Origin of the sequence: Bradyrhizobium sp. SZCCT0153, from assembly GCF_018129995.1 — a bacterium.
GTDB lineage: Bacteria > Pseudomonadota > Alphaproteobacteria > Rhizobiales > Xanthobacteraceae > Bradyrhizobium > Bradyrhizobium japonicum_G.
Genome location: NZ_JAFCKS010000001.1, coordinates 1221339 through 1240492, shown reverse-complemented (window position 1 = coordinate 1240492; position 19154 = coordinate 1221339). Strand labels below are relative to the sequence as shown.

Here is a 19154-nt window from a genome sequence, read left to right as displayed (position 1 = left end):
TTCTGTCCGCCCAAGGCCTTTCGTCATGACCGACCGACGTCCCCTGCTCCGCGCGCTCTACGACGCCGCGGTCGCCGCCGCTCATCCGAGCACAATTCTGGCGCCGCATCTGCGCCCCGCGCCACGGGGGCGCGTGATCTGCCTCGCCGCCGGCAAGGGCGCGGCCGCGATGGCCGCCGCCGCCGAGCGGCATTATCTCGATACGCTCAAGCTCGCGCCGGAGCGCCTCGTCGGCATCGCCACCACGCGCCACGGCTACGGCGTGCTGACGCGCCGCATCCGCGTGGTCGAGGCCGGTCATCCCGTGCCCGACGAGGCCGGCCTGAAGGGCGCGGCCGACACGCTCGCGCTCGCTGGCGAGGCCGGGCCGGACGATCTGCTTCTGGTGCTGCTCACCGGTGGCGGCTCGGCGAACTGGATCGCGCCGGTGGAGGGCATCAGCTTCGCGCAGAAGCAGGCGGTCAACAAGGCGCTGCTGCGCTCCGGCGCGCCGATCGGCGAGATGAATGTCGTGCGAAAGCATCTGTCGCGGATCAAGGGCGGGCGGCTGGCGCGCGCCGGCAAGAATGCCGCCGGGATCGTGACGCTGGCGATCTCCGACGTGCCGCATGACGATCCCTCCGCGATCGCCTCCGGTCCCACCGTGCCCGATCCGACCACGCTGGCTGACGCACGCGCCATCGTCGCCAGGTACAAGCTCGACGTCGACGATGCGGTCCGCCGCGCGCTGGACGATGAACGCAACGAGAGCTGCAAGCCCGGTGACGCCGCCTTCGCCCGCGCGCAGTTCGAGCTGATCGCGCGTCCGAAGCAGTCGCTCGACGCGGCGGTGAAGCTCGCGAAAGAGGCCGGCTACGAGACGATCGATCTCGGCGCCGATCTCGAGGGCGAGGCCCGCGAGGTCGCAGCCGATCACGTCCGGCTGGCGCTGCAGGCCCGCGCGCAGGGCAAGCGCGTCGCCATCCTCTCCGGCGGCGAGCTCACGGTGACCGTGCGCGGCCAGGGGCGCGGCGGTCCCAACCAGGAATACGCACTGGCGCTCGCCGGCCTGCTGAAGGACACACCAAACATCTCCGCGCTCGCCGGCGACACCGACGGCGCCGACGGCGGTGCCGGCAATCCCACCGACCCCGCCGGCGCGCTGATCGACGCGGCGACGTTTGCGAAGATGAAGGCGCAGGAGCTGCAGCCGCAGGCCTATCTCGACAACAACGACGCGACCACGTTCTTCGAGGCGACGGGCGATCTGCTGCTGCCGGGGCCGACGCTGACCAACGTCAACGATATCAGGGTGATCCTGGTCGATTGATGCGGGGAATCCAGTACGCCGCGGCCTATCGATGAGTCACAGCCGTCTCGGAGTACTGGATCGCCCGGTCGAGGCCGGGCGATGACAGCCCCGCCTCAAAACTCGTTGGCGATCTTCGAGAGCATCCCCAGCAGGGCCTCGCGATTGGACGGCCCCAGCAGCTCGTTCAGCCGGGCCTCGTGCTTGGTGGCGACGAGCTTCTTGGCGCGGGCCAGCACCGCCTTGCCCTTGTCGGTCAGCACCAGGATGTGCGAGCGGCGGTCGTTGGTGGAGCGGATCCGCGCGCAAAGGTCGCGGCTCTCGAGATTGTCGAGCATCGCCACGAAGTTCGGGCGCAGGATGCCGAGCGTGGACGCGATCTCGGTCTGGTTACGGCCCGGATTCTTGTCGACCAGCAGCAGCACGGAGAACTGCGCCGGCGTGAGCTGGAGCGAGGCCATGCAGCGCAGGAAATTCTCGAACACCTTGAGCTGCGCCCGCTTCAGTACATAGCCGAGCTGCTCCGAGAGCTCCCCGAGCTGGAGGGCTTCGGCAGGTCCCGGGCCCTGAACCTGGACTTGGGCCTCGGCCGCGTCCTTGCGGCCCTTGGCCGTATCGGCGGGCTTTTCAGAGGACTTTTCAGCGGTTTTGGAAACGGTCATCGCCTCGTGCTCGTAATCCCGTTAAATTCGGGACGGGTCGCCCGCCACCCTTGAAGTTATATTTGATAATTGTTATGGACCATATCAAATATCGTCAGCGTATTTCAATGGCTGTGAGCGGACCATCCACCACAATCAGGGGACCGGTCCTTAATCTTCGAGGGGGAGCGTCCGGTCTTGAATACCACCATCATGCTGTTCCTGCTGCAGGACGGCATCACCAATGGCGCGATCTATGCGCTGCTCGGCCTCGCGCTGGTGCTGGTGTTCGCCGTCACCCGCGTCATCCTCATTCCCCAGGGCGAGTTCGTCACCTACGGCGCGCTGACCTATGCCTCGCTGGCCGCGGGCCAGATGCCGGGGACGGCAAAGCTCGCGCTGGCGCTGGGCATCGGCGCTTTCGCCTTCGACCTGTTCGCTGCGCGCAAGGCGCTGCACGGGCGCCTGATCCTGCGCAGCATCGTCGCTAACATCGTGCTGCCGGCCATCGTGCTGGCGCTGACCGTCTACTTCGCCGCCCAGAAGCCGCCGGTGGCGGTCTGCATCGCGCTGTCGCTGGTGATCGTGGCGATGATCGGCCTGTTTCTCTATCGGATTGCGTTCCAGCCGCTGGCACACACCTCCGTGCTGGTGCTGCTGATCGCATCGGTGGGCGTCCACCTCGCGCTGCAGGGACTGGGCCTTCTGTTCTTCGGCGCCGAAGGCCAGCGCGGACCTGCCGTGCTGTCCGGCTCGTTCACCGCCGGCGCGCTGCGCTTCACCGGCCAGAGCATCACCGTCTACGGCATCACCATCGCCTTCATCGTCGGGCTCTGGCTGTTCTTCGGCCTGACGCTCTACGGCAAGGCGCTGCGCGCGACCGCCGTGAACCGGCTCGGCGCGCGGCTTGCGGGCATCCGCACCACGCTGTCCGGTCAGATCGCCTTTCTGCTGGCCTCGGTCATCGGCGCGCTGTCTGGCATCATGATCGTTCCGATCACGACGCTCTATTACGACTCCGGCTTCCTGATCGGCCTGAAGGGCTTTGTCGCCGCGATCATCGGCGGGCTCGTCAGTTACCCGCTCACCGCCGTCGCGGCGCTGTTCGTCGGCATCGTCGAGGCGTTCTCGTCCTTCTATGCCTCCAACTACAAGGAGGTGATCGTTTTCATGCTCTTGATCCCGGTGCTGCTGCTGCGCTCGCTCGCCGCGCCTGCGGTCGAGGAAGAGAAGGACTGACGCCAAGATGCAGAGCCGGCTTCCCATCCTCGTCTTCGCGCTTCTCATGGCGGCGATCCCGTTCGTGCCCGGCATGCCGCCGTTCTGGATCGTGCTGCTCGACAATATCGGCCTCGCTGCCCTGGTCGCGATGGGCCTCGTGCTGCTGACCGGCGTCGGCGGCCTGACCTCGTTCGGCCAGGCGGCCTTCGTCGGCTTCGGCGCCTATACCACCGCGGTGCTGTCGACGACCTACGGCCTGTCGCCCTGGTTGACCCTGCCGCTGTCGCTATTGGTCAGCGGTCTGCTGGCGGTGCTGCTCGGCCTCGTCACCGTCCGCCTCTCCGGCCACTATCTGCCGCTCGGCACGCTGGCCTGGGGACTCGGCCTGTTCTATCTCTTCAGCAAGCTGGAATTTCTGGGACGAAACGACGGCATCTCGGCGATCCCGCCGCTGTCGATCGGCGCGTTCAAGATGCTCTCGCCCGGCTCGATCTACTACGCGATCTGGGTTGCCGTGATCGTCTCGGCGCTGCTCACCATGAATCTACTGGATTCCCGCACCGGCCGCGCCATCCGTGCGCTCCGGCGCGGCCACGTCGCGGCCGAGGCATTCGGCGTGCACACGCCGCGGGCGAAAATGCTGGTGTTCATCCACGCCGCGGTGCTCGCCGGCCTCTCCGGCTGGCTCTACGCGCACCTTCAGCGCGCGGTGAACCCGACGCCGTTCGGCGCGCAGGCCGGCATCGAATATCTCTTCATCGCCGTGGTCGGCGGCGCCGGCTATGTCTGGGGCGGGGTGCTGGGCGCGGCCCTCGTCGTGGTCCTCAAGGAAGTGCTGCAGAGCTATTTGCCGCTTGTCCTGCCGGGCTCCGGCCAGGTCGAAACCATCGTGTTCGGCATCATGCTGGTGGCGCTGTTGCAACTCGCACCAGGCGGCGTCTGGCCCTGGCTGATGTCGCTGCTGCCCGAGCGCAGGAGCGGCAAGAAGCCCGACACCTCGCTGAAACTGGAGCAGCGCCCCCGCTCGCCCGGACAATCCAGCGTCCTGCTCCAGGTCGAAAAGGCGCGCAAACAGTTCGGCGGCGTGGTCGCGGTCAACAACGTCTCCTTCGACGTCCAGGCCCGCGAGATCGTCGCACTGATCGGCCCGAACGGCGCCGGCAAGAGCACCACGTTCAACCTGATCACCGGCGTGCTGTCGGCGACGTCAGGCTCGATCTCGGTGCTCGGCAGCAAGGTCGACAAGGCGCCGCCGCAGGAGATCGTCAAGCTCGGCATCTCCCGCACCTTCCAGCACGTCAAGCTGGTGCCCGACATGACCGTGCTGGAGAACGTCGCGATCGGCGCGCATCTGCGCGGTCACTCCGGTCCCATCTCCTCGATGCTGCGGCTCGACCGGGCCGACGAGGCCAGGCTGCTCGCGGAGGCCGCCCGCCAGATCGAGCGCGTCGGACTTGGCGACCAGATGCACCAGCTTGCGGGCTCGCTCTCGCTCGGCCAGCAGCGCATCGTCGAGATCGCCCGCGCCCTCTGCGTCGATCCGATGCTGCTGCTGCTCGACGAGCCGGCCGCCGGCCTGCGCCACATGGAGAAGCAGCGGCTGGCATCGCTGCTGCGCGATTTGCGCGACGGCGGCATGAGCGTGCTGCTGGTCGAGCACGACATGGGCTTCGTGATGAACCTTGCCGACCGCATCGTGGTGCTCGATTTCGGCACCAAGATCGCCGAAGGAACGCCCGCCACGATCAAGACCAATCCCGAAGTGATCAAGGCCTATCTCGGAGTGGCGGCATGAGCGCGCTGTTGTCCGTCACCGACGCGCATGTCGCCTATGGCAAGGTCGAGGCGGTGCGTTCGGTCTCGCTCGAGGTCGGCCAGAACCAGATCGTCACCATCGTCGGCGCCAACGGCGCCGGCAAGACCACGCTGCTGTCGGCCATCATGGGCATTCTGCCGCTGAAGGGACGCGTCGTCTTCGCCGGCCAGGACCTGTCACGGCTCGACATCGAGGATCGCGTCGCGATGGGGCTCGGCCTCGTCCCCGAGCACCGCGAGTTGTTCGTGACCATGAATGTCGAGGACAATCTCGAGCTCGGCGCTTTCCGCATCGAAAGAAGCAAGGCGAAAGCCTCGATGGAGCGGGTCTACGGCCTGTTTCCGCGGCTGAAGGAACGGCGCAAGCAGCTCGCCGGCACGCTCTCCGGCGGCGAGCAGCAGATGCTCGCGATGGGCCGCGCACTGATGGGCGAGCCCAAGCTGCTGATGCTCGACGAGCCGAGCCTCGGCCTCGCCCCGATCATCGTCGCCGACATTTTCCGCATCGTCACCGAGCTGCGCGCCAGCGGCGTCTCCGTGCTGCTGGTCGAACAGAACGCGCAGGCCGCGCTGAAGATCGCCGACCAGGCCTATGTCATGGAGCTCGGCGAATTCGTGCTCAGCGGCAAGGCCAGCGACGTCGCAGCGAATGAGCGGGTCGCGGCAAGCTATCTCGGCTTCCAGCACGAAGGTGCGAGTGTATTGTAACCGCCCGCTCCACTTCCCTTCTCCCCTTGCGGGAGAAGGTGGCGCGAAGCGCCGGATGAGGGGTTCTCTCAACTCGCAAAACCGCTCGTGAGGATCGAAACCCCTCACCCGGCTTCGATGCAATGCATCGAATCCACCCTCTCCCGCAAGGGGAGAGAGTGCACCGTACACGCCGATTCAGTTTTCGTTGGATGGTGAGCTCGCCTCCCCCTTCAGCGCCGCGACCTCCGCTTCCAGCTCCGCGATCCGCTGATCTCTTGCCGCCAGCGCGGTCGCCACATCCGTTGCATCGAACTTCTGCGGAATGTGCTGCGGGCAGTTGGTGTCCCACGCTGCGATCTTGAACAGGATCACCTGCTCGGGCCGCGCCCGGTAGCCTTTCGGCATAAGGGACTGCGTCAGCGCCGCGTCGTCCTCGACCACATGCGCCTCGCCCCAGATCTTCACCCGGCGACGGTGGGCGTAGTCCATGACAAATATATACGCCTTGGGATTCTCCGTCAGATTGCCTTGCGTGATGAACTGCTGGTTGCCGGCGTAATCGGCAAAGGCGAGCGTCTGTTTGTCCAGCACCTTGAGGAACCCTTTCGGTCCGCCGCGATGCTGAATATAGGGCTGGCCGTCGGCTGACGCGGTGGCGAAATAGAAGCTGTTGGCCTCGGCGAGGAAGCCGGCAAGCTTCTCGTCGACCTCAGTGCGCCAGCCGTGCTGCTCGGCGCGGGCATAGGCCTCGCGCGAGCCCTTACGGGTCTGGATCGACTTGACTGCCGGCGTGAAGGCCACGTCGCTGGCGTATGTGTGGGCTGCGGTCATCGGAACATCTCCTGAAAATTCCGGCGCGTTGCTGCGTCTTTCGCCACGCAAAATGGACACTTCCATCGGCTAAAACAATCATTCCGATTGACACTTCATCATTGCAATATATGAAATAATAGGATGGACCGTCTCGAAGCCATGCATGTCTTTGTCACCGTCGCCGATCTGCGCGGCTTTGCCCCGGCGGCGCGCAAGCTGCGGCTGTCGCCCTCGGCGGTGACGCGGCTGATCGCGGCGCTGGAGGAGCATCTCGGCGCGCGGCTGCTGCAGCGGACCACCCGCCAGGTCAGGCTGACCGACGTCGGCACGCGCTATCTGGAACGCGCCCGGCGTATCCTTGCCGACGTCGAGGAGGCCGACGGCTCGGCGCGGGAGGAGCGCAACCGGCCGAGTGGACGGCTCGTGGTGTCGGCGCCGGTCGGCTTCGGCCGGCTCCATGTCGGGCCGGTGATGACCGCCTATCTCAAGCGCTATCCCGAGGTCGCCTGCGAACTCAGGCTGTCCGATAACCTCGTCAATCTGGTTGAAGACGCCGTCGACGTCGCGGTGCGGATCGGCCATCTCGCCGATTCCACGCTGGTGGCGCGCCAGGTCGGCGAAATGCGGCGGATCGTCGTGGCGACCCCGGGCTATCTGAAGCACCATGGCGAGCCGAAGACGCCGGAGGCGCTGCTCACGCACCAGACCATCGCATTCGGTCCATCCGCGAACTGGCGCTTCGTGCAGGACAGCCGCGACATCGAGGTGACGCCGAACCCGCGCTTCGCCAGCAACAGCGCCGACGCCGCCCTGCAATATGCCGAGGCCGGCGGCGGCGTGACGCGCGTGCTGGCCTATCAGGCCGCCGAGGGCCTGCGGCGCGGGCGGCTCAGAATCGTGCTGGCGAAATACGAGCAGCCGGCGCTGCCGATCCACATCGTCTATCCGACCTCGCGCCTGCTCTCGGCCAAGGTGCGCGCCTTCGTCGATCTCGTGGTGGAGACGACGGAGTGGAGATTTGGGTAGGTTCACGCCTTCTTCGGCACCACCCGAAACGTGCCGCTGGCGCGCGCGATCACGGTGTCGTCCGCCTTCGCCAGGCTCTGCGCGAAGCAGATCGTAGAGCCGGTCTTGATCGCCTCACCCTCGATCGCGAGCCATTGGCCGATTTCGCCCGCACCGACGTAGTCGACCGACAGCGAGATCGTGACGAACGACGTCGTCCATCCCGTCGCCTGCGCGCAGCTATAGCCCATGGCCGCATCGGCCAGCGCCGCAATCAGACCGCCATGGATCAGCCCACGCGCATTGGTGTGCGGCGTCGCCAGCCGCAATCCCACGGTGACGCCCTTGTCGGTCTTTTTGGAATAGAGTGGCTCCCACGGATCGGTGAGCGGCGCCTTGCGGAAATGCGGCTCGAAGCCGGCGGGGATGTCGGTGGAGGTCATGGCTATCTCGCGTTGGTGGCTGCGGCCATTGAACGCGATGTGGATGACGGTTTCACCGCCTACAAAGTTTTAAACGGAATTTGCGGGGGTGTTTGAAACGGGCTGTGCCGCAGCGTGGTTCGCCGAAGGCGTAACTCACCTGTTTGGTGTCCGCGGCAGCAGAAGTGGCGGGTTACGCCCAGCGAACTGCGCTTCACGCATTCGCGAGGCTAACCCACCCTATGACCTCGCTACGGCATCGTCCTAGAACGGCAGCCCCACGTAATTCTCCGACAGCGACGTCATCGCGGCCTGCGATTGCGTGACGTAGTCGAGCTCGGCGAGCTGGATCCGCGCGCCGATGGTGCCGTTGTCGGGGAATTTGTGCAGCATCGAGGTCATCCACCAGGAGAAACGCACGGCCTTCCAGACCCGTGCCAGCGCCCTGGCGGAATAGGCATCGATCCCGGCATTGGACTTCTCGTCGTAGAACTCGCGAAGTGCGCTCGACAAATAATGCGCGTCGCTCGCGGCGAGGTTCAGCCCCTTGGCGCCGGTCGGCGGCACGATATGGGCGGCGTCCCCGCACAGGAACATCCTGCCGAAGCGCATCGGCTCGGCGACGAAGCTGCGCAGCGGCGCAATGCTCTTCTCGATCGAGGGGCCCGTGATCAGGCTGTCGGCCGCCTCCTGGTCGAGCCGGCGCTTCAATTCGTCCCAGAAGCGATCGTCCGGCCACTGGTCGACGTGGTCGTCGAGCGAGCACTGCACGTAATGCCGGCTGCGCTTCATCGAGCGCATGGTGCAGAGCGCAAAGCCGCGGGCGTGGTTGGAATAGATCAGCTCGTGACTGACCGGCGGCGTATCCGAGAGAATACCGAGCCAGCCGAACGGGTAAATCCGCTCGAACTCCTCGATCGCCGAAGCCGGCACGCTGGCGCGGCTGACGCCGTGAAAGCCGTCGCAGCCGGCGATGAAGTCGCAATCGATCGCGTGGGCAACGCCATCCTTCACGTAGGTTACGCGCGGGTGACTGCCGTCGAAATCATGCGGCTGCACGTCCCTGGCCTCGTAGACGGTAGTCAGGCCGGCCGCCTTCCGCGCATTCATCAGGTCGAGCGTGACCTCGGTCTGGCCGTAGATCATGACGGTCTTGCCGGTCGCGGCCTTCATGTCGATGCGGTGACGGCGGCCGGAAAAGGCGAGCTCGATGCCCTCATGCGGCAGGCCTTCGGCATGCGCGCGTGCACCGGCGCCGACCTGGTCGAGCAGCGCGACTGTTCCTTCCTCCAGGAGCCCGGCGCGGATGCGGCCCAGCACGTAATCAGGGCTCTGCCGCTCCAGAATGACGTTATCGATGCCGTATTGGTGCAGAAGTTGCCCAAGCAACAATCCGGCCGGCCCGGCCCCGATGATTGCGACTTTTGTCCGCAATACTTGCTCCTTCCGATCCTGTAGGGTTCGTCACGGTCGCTTGTCGCGATCGTCCGCGCACGATAATTATATCATATAACGGTTGGGCAAAAGGGGAGAGCGCGTCGCCGCATCGCGACAAATCCATGCAAAATGGCTGACGTAGACAGCGCGGCGGCACGCCGCGTCAGTTCCGGCTTGAACGCGCCGGCGAATTAGATAACATGTTAATTAAAGAGACCGGGCCATCGAAGCCCGCCGTCGAAACAGGGAGAGACGCGTGATGAGAAAAGCCTGTCTGGCTTTGCTGCTGGCAGCAAGCGTGACGCCTGCGTTCGCGCAGGACAAGACCTTCGATTTGAAGATCTCGCATTGGGTGCCGGCCTCGCATCCGCTGCAGAAATCGCTGGAAGACTGGGCGGCCGCGGTCGAGAAGGATTCCGGCGGCACGATCAAGGGCAAGGTGTTTCCGGCCCAGCAGATGGGCAAGGCCTTCGACCATTACGACATGGCGCGCGACGGCATCGCCGACGTCACCTATGTCAATCCCGGCTACCAGCCCGGCCGCTTCCCGATCATCGGCGCCGGCGAGCTGCCGTTCCTGATCTCCGACGCCAAGGGCGGCTCGATGGGCCTGGACGCCTGGTACCGCAAATACGCCGAGAAGGAGATGAAGGACGTCAAGTACTGCCTAGCCTTCGTCCACTCGCCCTCCTCCTTCCATTCCAAGACCAAGAAGATCGTGATGCCGGAGGACGTGAAGGGCATGAAGGTCCGCCCGGCCCATGCCACCATGGCGAATTTCGTCACTTCGCTCGGCGGCACCAATGTGCAGTCGTCCGCACCCGAAGTGCGCGACATCATCGAGCGCGGCGTTGCCGATGCGGTCACCTTCCCCTGGGGCTCGCTGGTGCTGTTCGGCATCGACAAGGTGACGAAGTACCACATGGACGCGCCGCTCTACACCACGACCTTCGTGTTCGTGATGAACAAGGACAAATACAATGCGATGTCCGACAAGCAGAAGGCCGCGATCGACAAGAACTGCTCGACCGAAATGGCCGGCGTGGTCGGCGAGCACTGGGGCAAGTTCGAGGATGCCGGCGTCGACAAGGTGAAGGCGGAAGCAGGCCACGAGGTCTACAAGCTGACGGGCGAGCAGACCGCCGCCTGGAAGAAGGCGGCCGAGCCGCTGGTCAAGACCTGGTCCGACGGCGCCAAGAAGGCCGGCGCCGATCCCGACGCCGCGCTCGCGGAGCTCAAGGCTTCGCTGAAGAAGTACAACGCGCTGGCGGAGTGACGCCCGGCTGCAGCCACACACTCGCCGCACCTCTCCCGCTTGCGGGTGAGGTCGGCGCGAAGCGCCGGGTGGTGGCTCTCTCCGCTTTGGGATTGTTCATTGCGGATGCACCCCACCCCAGCCCTCCCCCCGCGAGCGGAGAGGGAGCGCACCTCCGGCGCGGTAACAGCTGAACCAAACGTCGCTGAATTTAGATAGGACTCTTCCCGCATGAAGCGCTCCTGGATGGATCGCGTGATCGACACGATCGAATGGATCGCGGCCGGCTTCGTCGGCATCGTCGCGCTCGACATTTTCCTGTCGGTGCTGCTGCGCAACACGCTGAACTACGCGATCCCCGACAGCTTCGACATCGGCCGCATGCTGCTCGGCATCCTGATCTTCTGGGGCATCGCCGCCACCTCCTATCGCGGCACCCACATCACGGTCGACCTCGTCTGGGGCAATGTCGGGCCGCGCCATCAGCGCTGGATCGACGTGTTCGCGACGCTGGTGCTGCTGTTCGTGGTCACCGTGCAGACCTGGACGCTATTCGACAAGGTACGCGGCACCTACAACGACAACGTCCAGACCTTCGACATGCACATGCCGACCTGGCCGTTCTTCGCGGTCGCCTGGATCGGCGACGTCTCCGCCGTGCTGCTGATCGCGATCCGCACCTACCGGTTGATCTTCCATCCCGAAGACATGCACGACCCCAAGCTGAAGGCAACGGAGTAATCATGAGCACCGATGCCGTCGCCGTTCTCGGCTTCGTTTCCCTCTTCGTCCTGATGCTGCTGCGCGTGCCCGTCGGCATGGCCATGGGCCTCGTCGGCGTGTCCGGTTTCTCCTATCTGGTCGGCGCCACGCCGGCGCTGAAGCTGGTCGGCCAGACCTCGATGCGCACGGTCACCGACTACACGTTCGGCGTAATCCCGATGTTTCTGCTGATGGGCTCGTTCGTCAGCAATTCCGGCATGAGCCGCGAGCTGTTCCGCGCCGCCAACGGTTTCGTCGGACATTTGCGCGGCGGGCTCGGCATCGCCACCGTCGGCGCCTGCGGCGGCTTTGCCGCGATCTGCGGCTCGTCGGTCGCGACCGCCGCGACGTTCTCCGCGGTCGCTTATCCCGAGATGCGCCGCTTCGGCTATCCGCAGTCGTTCGCCACGGGCGTGATCGCCGCCGGCGGCACGCTGGGGGCGATGCTGCCGCCCTCCACAGTGCTCGCGGTCTACGGCATCATCACCGAGCAGGACATCGGAAAACTGTTCATCGCAGGCATCATCCCGGGCCTGCTGGCGATGAGCATGTACATGATCACGATCTTCCTGATCGGCTATTTCCGGCCGGACTTCCTGCCCAAGGGCAAGGTGCTGCCGTGGCGCGAGCGATTCGCCGGATTGAAGGACATCTGGGCACCGGTGCTGCTGTTCGTGTTCGTCATCGGCGGCCTCTACGGCCTGCCCTTCCTGCCGCGCTTCACGCCGACGGAAGCCGGCGGCGTCGGCGCCGCCGGCGCCTTCATCATCGGCGTGGTGACGGGCCGGCTCGACCGCGAGAAGATCCTGGCGTCGCTGCTGCAGGCGACGCGCACCGCGGCAGCGGTGTTCACCGTGCTGATCGGTGCCCTGATCTTCGGCTACTTCCTCACGGTGACGCAGACACCGCAGAAGGTCACCGAATTCCTCACCGGCCTCGGCCTCGGCCCCTACGGGGTGCTGGCGCTGATCATGGTGATGTATCTCGTGCTCGGCTGCCTGATGGACGCCATGGCGATGATCATCCTCACCGTGCCGATCATCTTCCCCGTGATCACGCATCTTGGATTTGATCCGATCTGGTTCGGCGTCATCATCGTGATGACGGTCGAGCTCGGCCTGATCCATCCGCCGGTCGGCATGAACGTCTTTGTCATAAAAAGCGTGGTGAAGGACGTCTCCTTCTCCACCATCTTCAAGGGCGTGATCCCGTTCGTGGCGACGGACCTGGTGCGCCTCGTGATCCTGATCGCCTTCCCGCTGCTGGCGACCTGGCTGCCGACCCGGATGATGGCGCAATAAGGAGGTGAAGCGATGACCACACCCACGCTCGACACCAGATACGTCTTCACCATCACCGCGAAAATCGGCGACGTCGTCACTGCCGGAGAGACCGGTATCGGCGTTCGCCGCATCATTCCGATCCTCGGCGGCAAGGTGACGGGATCGATCACCGGAAAGGTGCTGCCGTTCGGCGCCGATTTCCAGACCATCCGCCCCAACGAGCTGATCGACCTCGAGGCGAAATACGCCTTCGAGACCGACGACGGCGCCGTCGTCTATGTCGAGAACAAGGGCATGCGCTTCGGCCCGGTCGAGCTGCTGCAAAAACTCAAGCGCGGCGAGCCGGTGGACCCGAAGCAGATCTATTTTCGCACCGTGCCGAAATTCGAGACCGGGCATGAGAAGTATCGCTGGCTGATGGAGCGCATTTTCGTCGGCTCGGCCGCGCGGCATGCCGACCGCGTGGTGATCGACGTGCATCAGGTGATGTAAGGCCCCATTGACCGCCGCCACTACAGTGTGTATAAATACACACCATGAATAGTCGAGACATTATCTCGGCCCTTCACAGCGATGGCTGGGTGCAAGTGGCTCAGAAGGGCAGCCACGTCCAGTTCAGTCATCCGACCAAAAAGGGCCGCGTGACGGTCCCTCATCCGAAGCGAGACATCGCGCTCGGAACGTTGAAGAGCATTGAACAGCAATCAGGACTGAAACTGAGGTAAGCGCCATGCGTCACTATATTGGTCTTATCCATAAGGATGCCGACAGCGATTTCGGCGTGTCGTTTCCTGACCTGCCCGGCGTTGTGACTGCAGGGACCACCTTGGATGAAGCGCGGGACATGGCTGAAGAAGCGCTGGCGTTTCATCTTGAAGGGTTGGAAGAAGACGGCGAGGCCATTCCCGAGCCTTCGTCGCTCGAAGACATCATGTCGGATCCCACGAACCGCTCCGGCGTCGCCATTCTCGTGTCGGTGAAAGATGGCCAGCCCAAGATCGTACGCGTCAATGTCACGTTGCCCGGTGACGTCCTGGAGCAGATCGATAAGTACGCTGAAGCCCACGGCTACACACGATCGGGCCTGCTTGCCCAGGCCGCAAAAAAGCTGATGACTGAAGCCGCCTGAAGCATTTCCGCATCTTGCGCTCGTGTGGCACCGATTGCCTGACGGTTCACCCTCGCGACTGCGAGGATGGAGCTTCTTGACTCCCCCGGAATTCGTTATACAACATAACTATTCTGACAAGGACGCAAATGACACAGGGAAACGCCGAGACCGCCGAGGCGGGCGCCTCCGGGCTTTTGAGGATCGAGCGGGCGGACCGGGTCCTGACCGTGGGTCTGAACCGGCCGGCCAAGCGCAATGCGCTGAACGACGGCATCATCCTGGAAATCGGCGAATGTTTTGCGTCCCTGCCCGAGGATATCGGCGCGGTCGTGATCCACGGTATCGGCGACCATTTCTCCTCCGGCCTCGACCTGTCCGAACTGCAGGATCACGACGCCACCGGCGGCCTTCTCCACTCCCAGATGTGGCACCGGGTGTTCGACCGCATCCAGTACAGCCGCGTGCCCGTCATCGCGGCGCTCAGGGGCGCGGTAATCGGCGGCGGGCTGGAACTCGCCTGCGCGGCGCATATCCGTGTCGCCGAGCCCTCGACCTATTTCGCCCTGCCGGAGGGGCAGCGCGGCATCTTCGTCGGCGGCGGCGGCTCGGTGCGCCTGCCGCGCCTGATCGGCGTCGCCAGGATGATGGACATGATGCTGACGGGCCGCGTCTATAGCGCGACCGAAGGCGCTTCCTACGGCTTCGCGCAATATGTGACGGAAGCCGGCAACGGCCTCGGCAAGGCGCTGGAGCTTGCGACCAAGGTCGCCTCCAACGCGCCGCTGACGAATTTCGCCGTGCTCCAGGCGTTGCCGATGATCGCGGAGGCCAATCCGCAGGCCGGCCTCCTCATGGAATCGCTGATGGCGACGGTCGCGCAGAGCGACAAGGAAGCCAAGCGCAGGATTCGCGAATTCCTCGAGCACAAGACCGCAAAGGTGAAGCCGAAATCATGAGTGCGCAGCCGTCCTCTTCCAGCATGGAGCGCGGCGCGAGCACTTTCCCGCTGCGGCCCATTTCGTTCGGCGATCCCGTCGTCGACATCGAGCGCCGCGACGACGGCACGATTTACCTGCGGCCCAAACAGCCGCTCGGCGACTTTCCCGTCCGCCTCACCGACCGCCTGCATCATTGGGCGAACACGACGCCGGACCGAATCTTCATGGCCGAGCGCGAAGGCGGCCGCTTCTGGCGCAAGATCACCTATGCCGAGCTGCTCGCCGCGAGCCGCCACATCGCCTCCGCGCTGATCGCGCGCGGCCTGTCGGCGGAGCGGCCGGTCGTCATCCTCTCCGGCAATTCGATCGACCACGCCTTGCTCGCGTTCGGCGCCTACTATGCCGGCATCCCGTTCTGCCCGGTGTCGCCGGCCTATTCGCTGGTGTCGAAGGATTACGGCAAGCTGTCCTACCTGATGAAGCTCTTGACGCCCGGCCTCGTCTTCGCCGAGGACGCCGACAGGTTCGCGGACGCGCTCGCGGCCAACGTCACGCTCGGCACCGAGATCGCCGCGTCCTACGGCCGCGTGCCCGGGCGCGACGTCACCACGCTCGCCGACCTCATGGCGACGCCGATCCGCGCCGATCTCGACGAGGTCCATGGCCGGATCGGCCCCGATACGATCGCGAAGTTCCTGCTGACTTCGGGCTCGACCGGCAATCCCAAGGCGGTCATCAACACCCAGCGCATGATCTGCGCCAACCAGGTGATGCTGCGCGAGACGCTCGCCTTCCTCAAGGACGAGCCGCCCGTCATCATCGACTGGCTGCCCTGGAATCACACCTTTGGCGGCAACCACAATATCGGGCTGACGCTCTACAATGGCGGCTCGATGTATCTGGACGCCGGCAAGCCGATGCCCGGCGGCATCGAGGAGACCGTGCGCAATCTGCAGGAGATTTCGCCGACGGTCTATTTCAACGTGCCCAAGGGTTATGAATCGCTGCTGCCTTATTTGCGCGACGACCAGGGCCTGCGCGCAAAGTTCTTCGACCGGCTGCACGCGATGTTCTTCTCGGGCGCGGCGTTGTCGCCGTTCGTCTGGAACAGCCTCGACGAGCTCGCGGTGAAGGAAAAAGGCTACCGCGTGCCGATGCTGACCGGCCTTGGCGCCACCGAGACCGCGCCGTTCTTCATGTCGGTCAATCCGCGCACCAGCCGTTCCGGCCATGTCGGCCTGCCCGTCTCGGGCAATGACGCAAAACTGGTGCCGAACAACGGCAAGCTCGAGGTGCGCTGCAAGGGACCGAACGTGATGCCCGGCTACTGGCGCCAGCCCGACATCACCGCAAAGTCCTTTGACGAAGAGGGATTCTACAAGCTCGGCGATGCGCTGAAGCCGTCCGACCCCGACGATTTCAACGCCGGCTTCGATTTCGACGGCCGCGTCGGCGAGGACTTCAAGCTCGCCAGCGGCACCTGGGTCAGCGTCGGCCCGCTGCGCGCGCGTCTCACGGCGGCCTGCGCCCCGCTGGTGCGCGACGTCGTCATCGCCGGCATCAACCGCGACGAGGTCTCCGCGCTGGTCGTGCTCGATCTCGACGGCTGCCGGCTGATCAACCCGACGCTGCCGACCGACGATCTCGTCGTCGCGACGCGCGACCGGCTGGTGCGCGAAGCCTTTCGCGAGCGCCTGACCCGTTTCCTCGGCCAGGCCACGGGCTCCTCGACCCGGATCACGCGCGCGATCCTGATGGACTCGCCGCTCTCGATCGACAAGGGCGAGGTCACCGACAAGGGCTCGATCAACCAGCGCGCCGTGCTCGAGCACCGCACCGAATTGATCGAGGAGCTCTACGCTGCCAATCCATCGGACCGTGTGATATCGGTCGGCTAAGAAACCACGCACCAGGAGAACGCCATGTTGTTGAAGGATCAGGCAGCCATCGTCACAGGCGGCGCATCGGGCCTCGGCGCTGCCACCGCGCGAAAACTGGCGGCGCAGGGCGCCAAGGTCGCAGTGTTCGACCTCAATGCCAAGCTCGCCGAGACCGTTGCCGCCGAGATCAAGGGCGTGGCCGTGGCCTGCGACGTCTCCGTTGCCGCCTCCGCCGAAGCTGCGATCGCCGCGGCCACGAAGGCCCACGGCCCGGCCCGCGTGCTGGTCAACTGCGCCGGCATCGGCGTTGCCAAGCGCGTGGTCGGCCGCGACGGCCCGATGGCGCTCGCCGATTTCGACAAGGTGATCAAGGTCAATCTGATCGGCACCTTCAACATGCTGCGCCTTGCCGCCACCGAGATGTCCAAGCTGGAGCCGCAAGCGACCGGCGAGCGCGGCGTCATCATCAACACGGCGTCCGTGGCCGCTTATGACGGCCAGATCGGGCAGTCGGCCTATTCGGCCTCCAAGGGCGGCATCGTCGGCATGACGCTGCCGATCGCGCGCGAGCTGGCGCAGTTCGGCGTCCGCGTGCTGACCATCGCGCCCGGCCTGTTCCTCACCCCGCTGCTCGCCAACCTGCCGCAGGAGGCGCAGGATTCGCTCGCCGCCGCGATCCCCTTCCCGCGCCGGCTCGGCCATGCCGACGAGTTCGCTGCGCTGGCGCTGCACATGGTCGAGAATTCGTACCTCAACGGCGAAGTGGTGCGCCTCGACGGCTCGCTGCGCATGGCGCCGAAATAGGACGCGACGCATGTTCGTGAACCAGCGCGACGTACAGATCCAGTGGGGCGATTGCGACCCCGCCAACATCGTCTACTACCCGCGCTATTTCGGCATGTTCGACGATTCGACCTCGACCCTGTTCGAGGTCGCCGGGTTCTCCAAGCAGGACCTGGTCCGCAAATACGGCCTGGTCGGCATTCCCATGGTCGACACGCGGGCCAAGTTCTACATCCCCTCGACCTATGGCGACTGGATCACCATCGAAACCAGGATCGAGAGCATCAAGCGCTCGAGCTTCGAGGTGAAGCACAACGTCTACAAGGGCGAGGCGCTGGCGATCGAGGGTTTCGAGACCCGCGTTCTGGTCGGCCGCGATCCCGTTAACCCCGAGAAGCTGAAATCGGCACCGTTCCCGGCGGAAATGGTAGCCAAATTCACGGGGAGCTAGGTCTGGAGCTAAATCGCCGCATCGCCAAAAGAGGGGGCTGAATTACCCCCCGAATTCTGCTTTCAAAGAAACACGTAAAGGGAGGAATCAATGAAACGCTTTTACCTGACCGCCGCCATCGCTGCGGCGACGTTTGCGCTACCGGCCCTGCCCGCACTGGCCCAGACCAGCGACATTACCATCGGCATCAGCGTGACCACGACGGGTCCCGGCGCGGCGCTCGGCATTCCCGAACGCAACGCGCTGGAATTCGTGCCGAAGGAGATCGGCGGCGTGCCGCTGAAGGTGATCGTGCTCGACGACGGCGGCGATCCGACCACCGCCACCACCAACGCGCGGCGCTTCGTTACCGAATCGAAGGCCGACATCATCATGGGCTCATCGATTACGCCTTCGACGATTGCGGTCTCGAACGTCGCCAACGAAGCCGGCATCCCGCATTTCGGCCTTGCGCCCTTCCCGGTCACCCCGGAGCGCGCGAAATGGTCGGTGTCGATGCCGCAGCCGATCCCGATCATGGGCAAGGTTGTGTACGAGCATATGAAGTCGAAGGGCGTGAAGACGGTCGGCTATATCGGCTATTCCGACAGCTATGGCGACCTCTGGTTCAACGACTTCAAGGCCCAGGGCGTGCCGATGGGCATGACCTTGGCCGACGAGGAGCGCTTCGCACGTCCCGACACGTCGGTGACCGGACAGGTGCTCAAGCTCGTCGCCGCCAATCCCGACGCCATCCTGGTCGGCGCTTCCGGCACCGCGGCCGCGCTGCCGCAGACCGAGCTGCGCGAGCGCGGCTATCAGGGCCTGATCTACCAGACCCACGGCGCCGCCAGCATGGACTTCATCCGCATCGCCGGCAAAGCCGCGGAAGGCGTGCTGATGGCTTCGGGCCCGGTGATGGACCCGGAAGATCAGCCGGACGAGGCCGCCACCAAGAAGCCGGGCCTCGCGCTCAACTCGGCCTATGAAGCCAAGTACGGCCCGAACAGCCGCAGCCAGTTCGCCGGTCACTCTTACGATGCGTTCGAGATCCTCAAGCGCATCATCCCGGTGGCGCTGAAGACGGCCAAGCCCGGCACGCCGGAATTCCGCGAAGCGATCCGCCAGGCGCTGCTGTCCGAGAAGGAATTGGCCGCAAGCCAGGGCGTCTACAATTTCACCGAAAAGGACCGCTACGGCCTCGACCAGCGCTCGCGCATCCTGCTCACGGTGAAGAACGGCAAGTACATGCTGGTGAAGTAGACGCAGCGATAGTTTCGAGACGACGAGAGCCGGCCCGATGGGCCGGCTCTTTTGTTTTGGCTTTAAGATTGTCCAGCGTGAAATCGAATCGAGTTCGGCCAACAGCACCGCTCTCTC

At 64.9% G+C, this 19154-nt stretch carries 20 protein-coding genes; 16 read left to right on the top strand and 4 right to left on the bottom strand.

What is annotated here, in order from left to right; all coding sequences use genetic code 11:
* Positions 1–25 precede the first annotated feature (25 nt).
* On the top strand, positions 26–1309 hold the full coding sequence (locus JQ572_RS06035; protein WP_211382028.1) for a glycerate kinase type-2 family protein: 1284 nt from the start codon (positions 26–28) through the stop codon (positions 1307–1309).
* 95 nt (positions 1310–1404) lie between these two features.
* Here the strand turns inward: JQ572_RS06035 and JQ572_RS06030 are convergent, their stop codons facing one another.
* On the bottom strand, positions 1405–1950 hold the full coding sequence (locus tag JQ572_RS06030; protein ID WP_211382027.1) for a MarR family winged helix-turn-helix transcriptional regulator: 546 nt from the start codon (positions 1948–1950) through the stop codon (positions 1405–1407).
* 177 nt (positions 1951–2127) lie between these two features.
* Between JQ572_RS06030 and JQ572_RS06025 the strand changes: the two genes are divergently transcribed.
* Genes JQ572_RS06025 through JQ572_RS06015 form a run of 3 tightly spaced genes read left to right on the top strand, consistent with a single transcriptional unit; the run spans position 2128 to position 5673 of the window.
* Positions 2128–3168 (top strand): branched-chain amino acid ABC transporter permease, encoded by a 1041-nt coding sequence (locus JQ572_RS06025; protein ID WP_211382026.1) that lies wholly within the window; start codon positions 2128–2130, stop codon positions 3166–3168.
* Between the two features lie 7 nt (positions 3169–3175).
* Complete coding sequence (locus tag JQ572_RS06020) at positions 3176–4945, top strand: branched-chain amino acid ABC transporter ATP-binding protein/permease (RefSeq protein WP_211382025.1); 1770 nt, start codon at positions 3176–3178, stop codon at positions 4943–4945.
* Positions 4942–5673, top strand: coding sequence for an ABC transporter ATP-binding protein (locus tag JQ572_RS06015; protein WP_211382024.1), 732 nt, complete (start codon positions 4942–4944; stop codon positions 5671–5673). The genes JQ572_RS06020 and JQ572_RS06015 overlap by 4 nt, the downstream gene beginning before the upstream one ends.
* A 177-nt stretch (positions 5674–5850) precedes the next feature.
* Here the strand turns inward: JQ572_RS06015 and JQ572_RS06010 are convergent, their stop codons facing one another.
* Positions 5851–6486, bottom strand: a complete 636-nt coding sequence (locus JQ572_RS06010) for a pyridoxamine 5'-phosphate oxidase family protein (protein WP_211382023.1) — start codon at positions 6484–6486, stop codon at positions 5851–5853.
* A 123-nt stretch (positions 6487–6609) separates the two neighbouring features.
* On the opposite strand from JQ572_RS06010, the gene JQ572_RS06005 reads away from it, so the two are divergent.
* The gene (locus JQ572_RS06005; RefSeq protein ID WP_211382022.1) at positions 6610–7494 is read left to right on the top strand and encodes a LysR family transcriptional regulator; all 885 of its coding nucleotides are present in this window, start codon (positions 6610–6612) and stop codon (positions 7492–7494) included.
* A gap of 2 nt (positions 7495–7496) precedes the next feature.
* On the opposite strand, the gene JQ572_RS06000 is transcribed toward JQ572_RS06005, so the two are convergent.
* Positions 7497–7916: a PaaI family thioesterase gene (locus JQ572_RS06000; RefSeq protein ID WP_211382021.1), complete on the bottom strand. Its 420-nt coding sequence runs from the start codon at positions 7914–7916 to the stop codon at positions 7497–7499.
* Positions 7917–8159: 243 nt separating this feature from the next.
* Entirely contained in the window at positions 8160–9329 is a 1170-nt protein-coding gene (gene pobA / locus JQ572_RS05995) for a 4-hydroxybenzoate 3-monooxygenase (RefSeq protein WP_211382020.1), read from the bottom strand.
* Between the two features lie 262 nt (positions 9330–9591).
* Between pobA and JQ572_RS05990 the strand changes: the two genes are divergently transcribed.
* The 11 genes from JQ572_RS05990 (at position 9592) to JQ572_RS05940 (ending at position 19037) form a co-directional block, all read left to right on the top strand.
* Positions 9592–10608 carry a TRAP transporter substrate-binding protein gene (locus tag JQ572_RS05990; RefSeq protein WP_211382019.1) on the top strand — a complete coding sequence of 339 codons (1017 nt, stop codon included), beginning with the start codon at positions 9592–9594 and terminating at the stop codon, positions 10606–10608.
* A 210-nt stretch (positions 10609–10818) separates the two neighbouring features.
* The gene (locus JQ572_RS05985) at positions 10819–11328 is read left to right on the top strand and encodes a TRAP transporter small permease (RefSeq protein ID WP_211382018.1); all 510 of its coding nucleotides are present in this window, start codon (positions 10819–10821) and stop codon (positions 11326–11328) included.
* Positions 11329–11330: 2 nt separating this feature from the next.
* Positions 11331–12650 (top strand): TRAP transporter large permease, encoded by a 1320-nt coding sequence (locus tag JQ572_RS05980; RefSeq protein WP_211382017.1) that lies wholly within the window; start codon positions 11331–11333, stop codon positions 12648–12650.
* Positions 12651–12662: 12 nt separating this feature from the next.
* Positions 12663–13124, top strand: a complete 462-nt coding sequence (locus JQ572_RS05975; RefSeq protein ID WP_211382016.1) for a DUF3237 domain-containing protein — start codon at positions 12663–12665, stop codon at positions 13122–13124.
* Positions 13125–13168: 44 nt separating this feature from the next.
* Entirely contained in the window at positions 13169–13357 is a 189-nt protein-coding gene (locus tag JQ572_RS05970; protein WP_211382015.1) for a type II toxin-antitoxin system HicA family toxin, read from the top strand.
* Positions 13358–13362: 5 nt separating this feature from the next.
* Positions 13363–13761 (top strand): type II toxin-antitoxin system HicB family antitoxin, encoded by a 399-nt coding sequence (locus tag JQ572_RS05965; RefSeq protein WP_211382014.1) that lies wholly within the window; start codon positions 13363–13365, stop codon positions 13759–13761.
* Between the two features lie 128 nt (positions 13762–13889).
* Complete coding sequence (locus tag JQ572_RS05960; RefSeq protein ID WP_211382013.1) at positions 13890–14699, top strand: crotonase/enoyl-CoA hydratase family protein; 810 nt, start codon at positions 13890–13892, stop codon at positions 14697–14699.
* Positions 14696–16579: a feruloyl-CoA synthase gene (locus tag JQ572_RS05955; RefSeq protein ID WP_211382012.1), complete on the top strand. Its 1884-nt coding sequence runs from the start codon at positions 14696–14698 to the stop codon at positions 16577–16579. Before JQ572_RS05960 ends, JQ572_RS05955 begins: the two co-directional genes overlap by 4 nt.
* A gap of 24 nt (positions 16580–16603) precedes the next feature.
* Positions 16604–17365, top strand: a complete 762-nt coding sequence (locus JQ572_RS05950; protein ID WP_211382011.1) for an SDR family NAD(P)-dependent oxidoreductase — start codon at positions 16604–16606, stop codon at positions 17363–17365.
* Positions 17366–17375: 10 nt separating this feature from the next.
* Complete coding sequence (locus JQ572_RS05945; RefSeq protein WP_211382010.1) at positions 17376–17795, top strand: acyl-CoA thioesterase; 420 nt, start codon at positions 17376–17378, stop codon at positions 17793–17795.
* Positions 17796–17885: 90 nt separating this feature from the next.
* Positions 17886–19037, top strand: coding sequence for an ABC transporter substrate-binding protein (locus JQ572_RS05940; RefSeq protein WP_211382009.1), 1152 nt, complete (start codon positions 17886–17888; stop codon positions 19035–19037).
* Positions 19038–19154 lie beyond the last annotated feature (117 nt).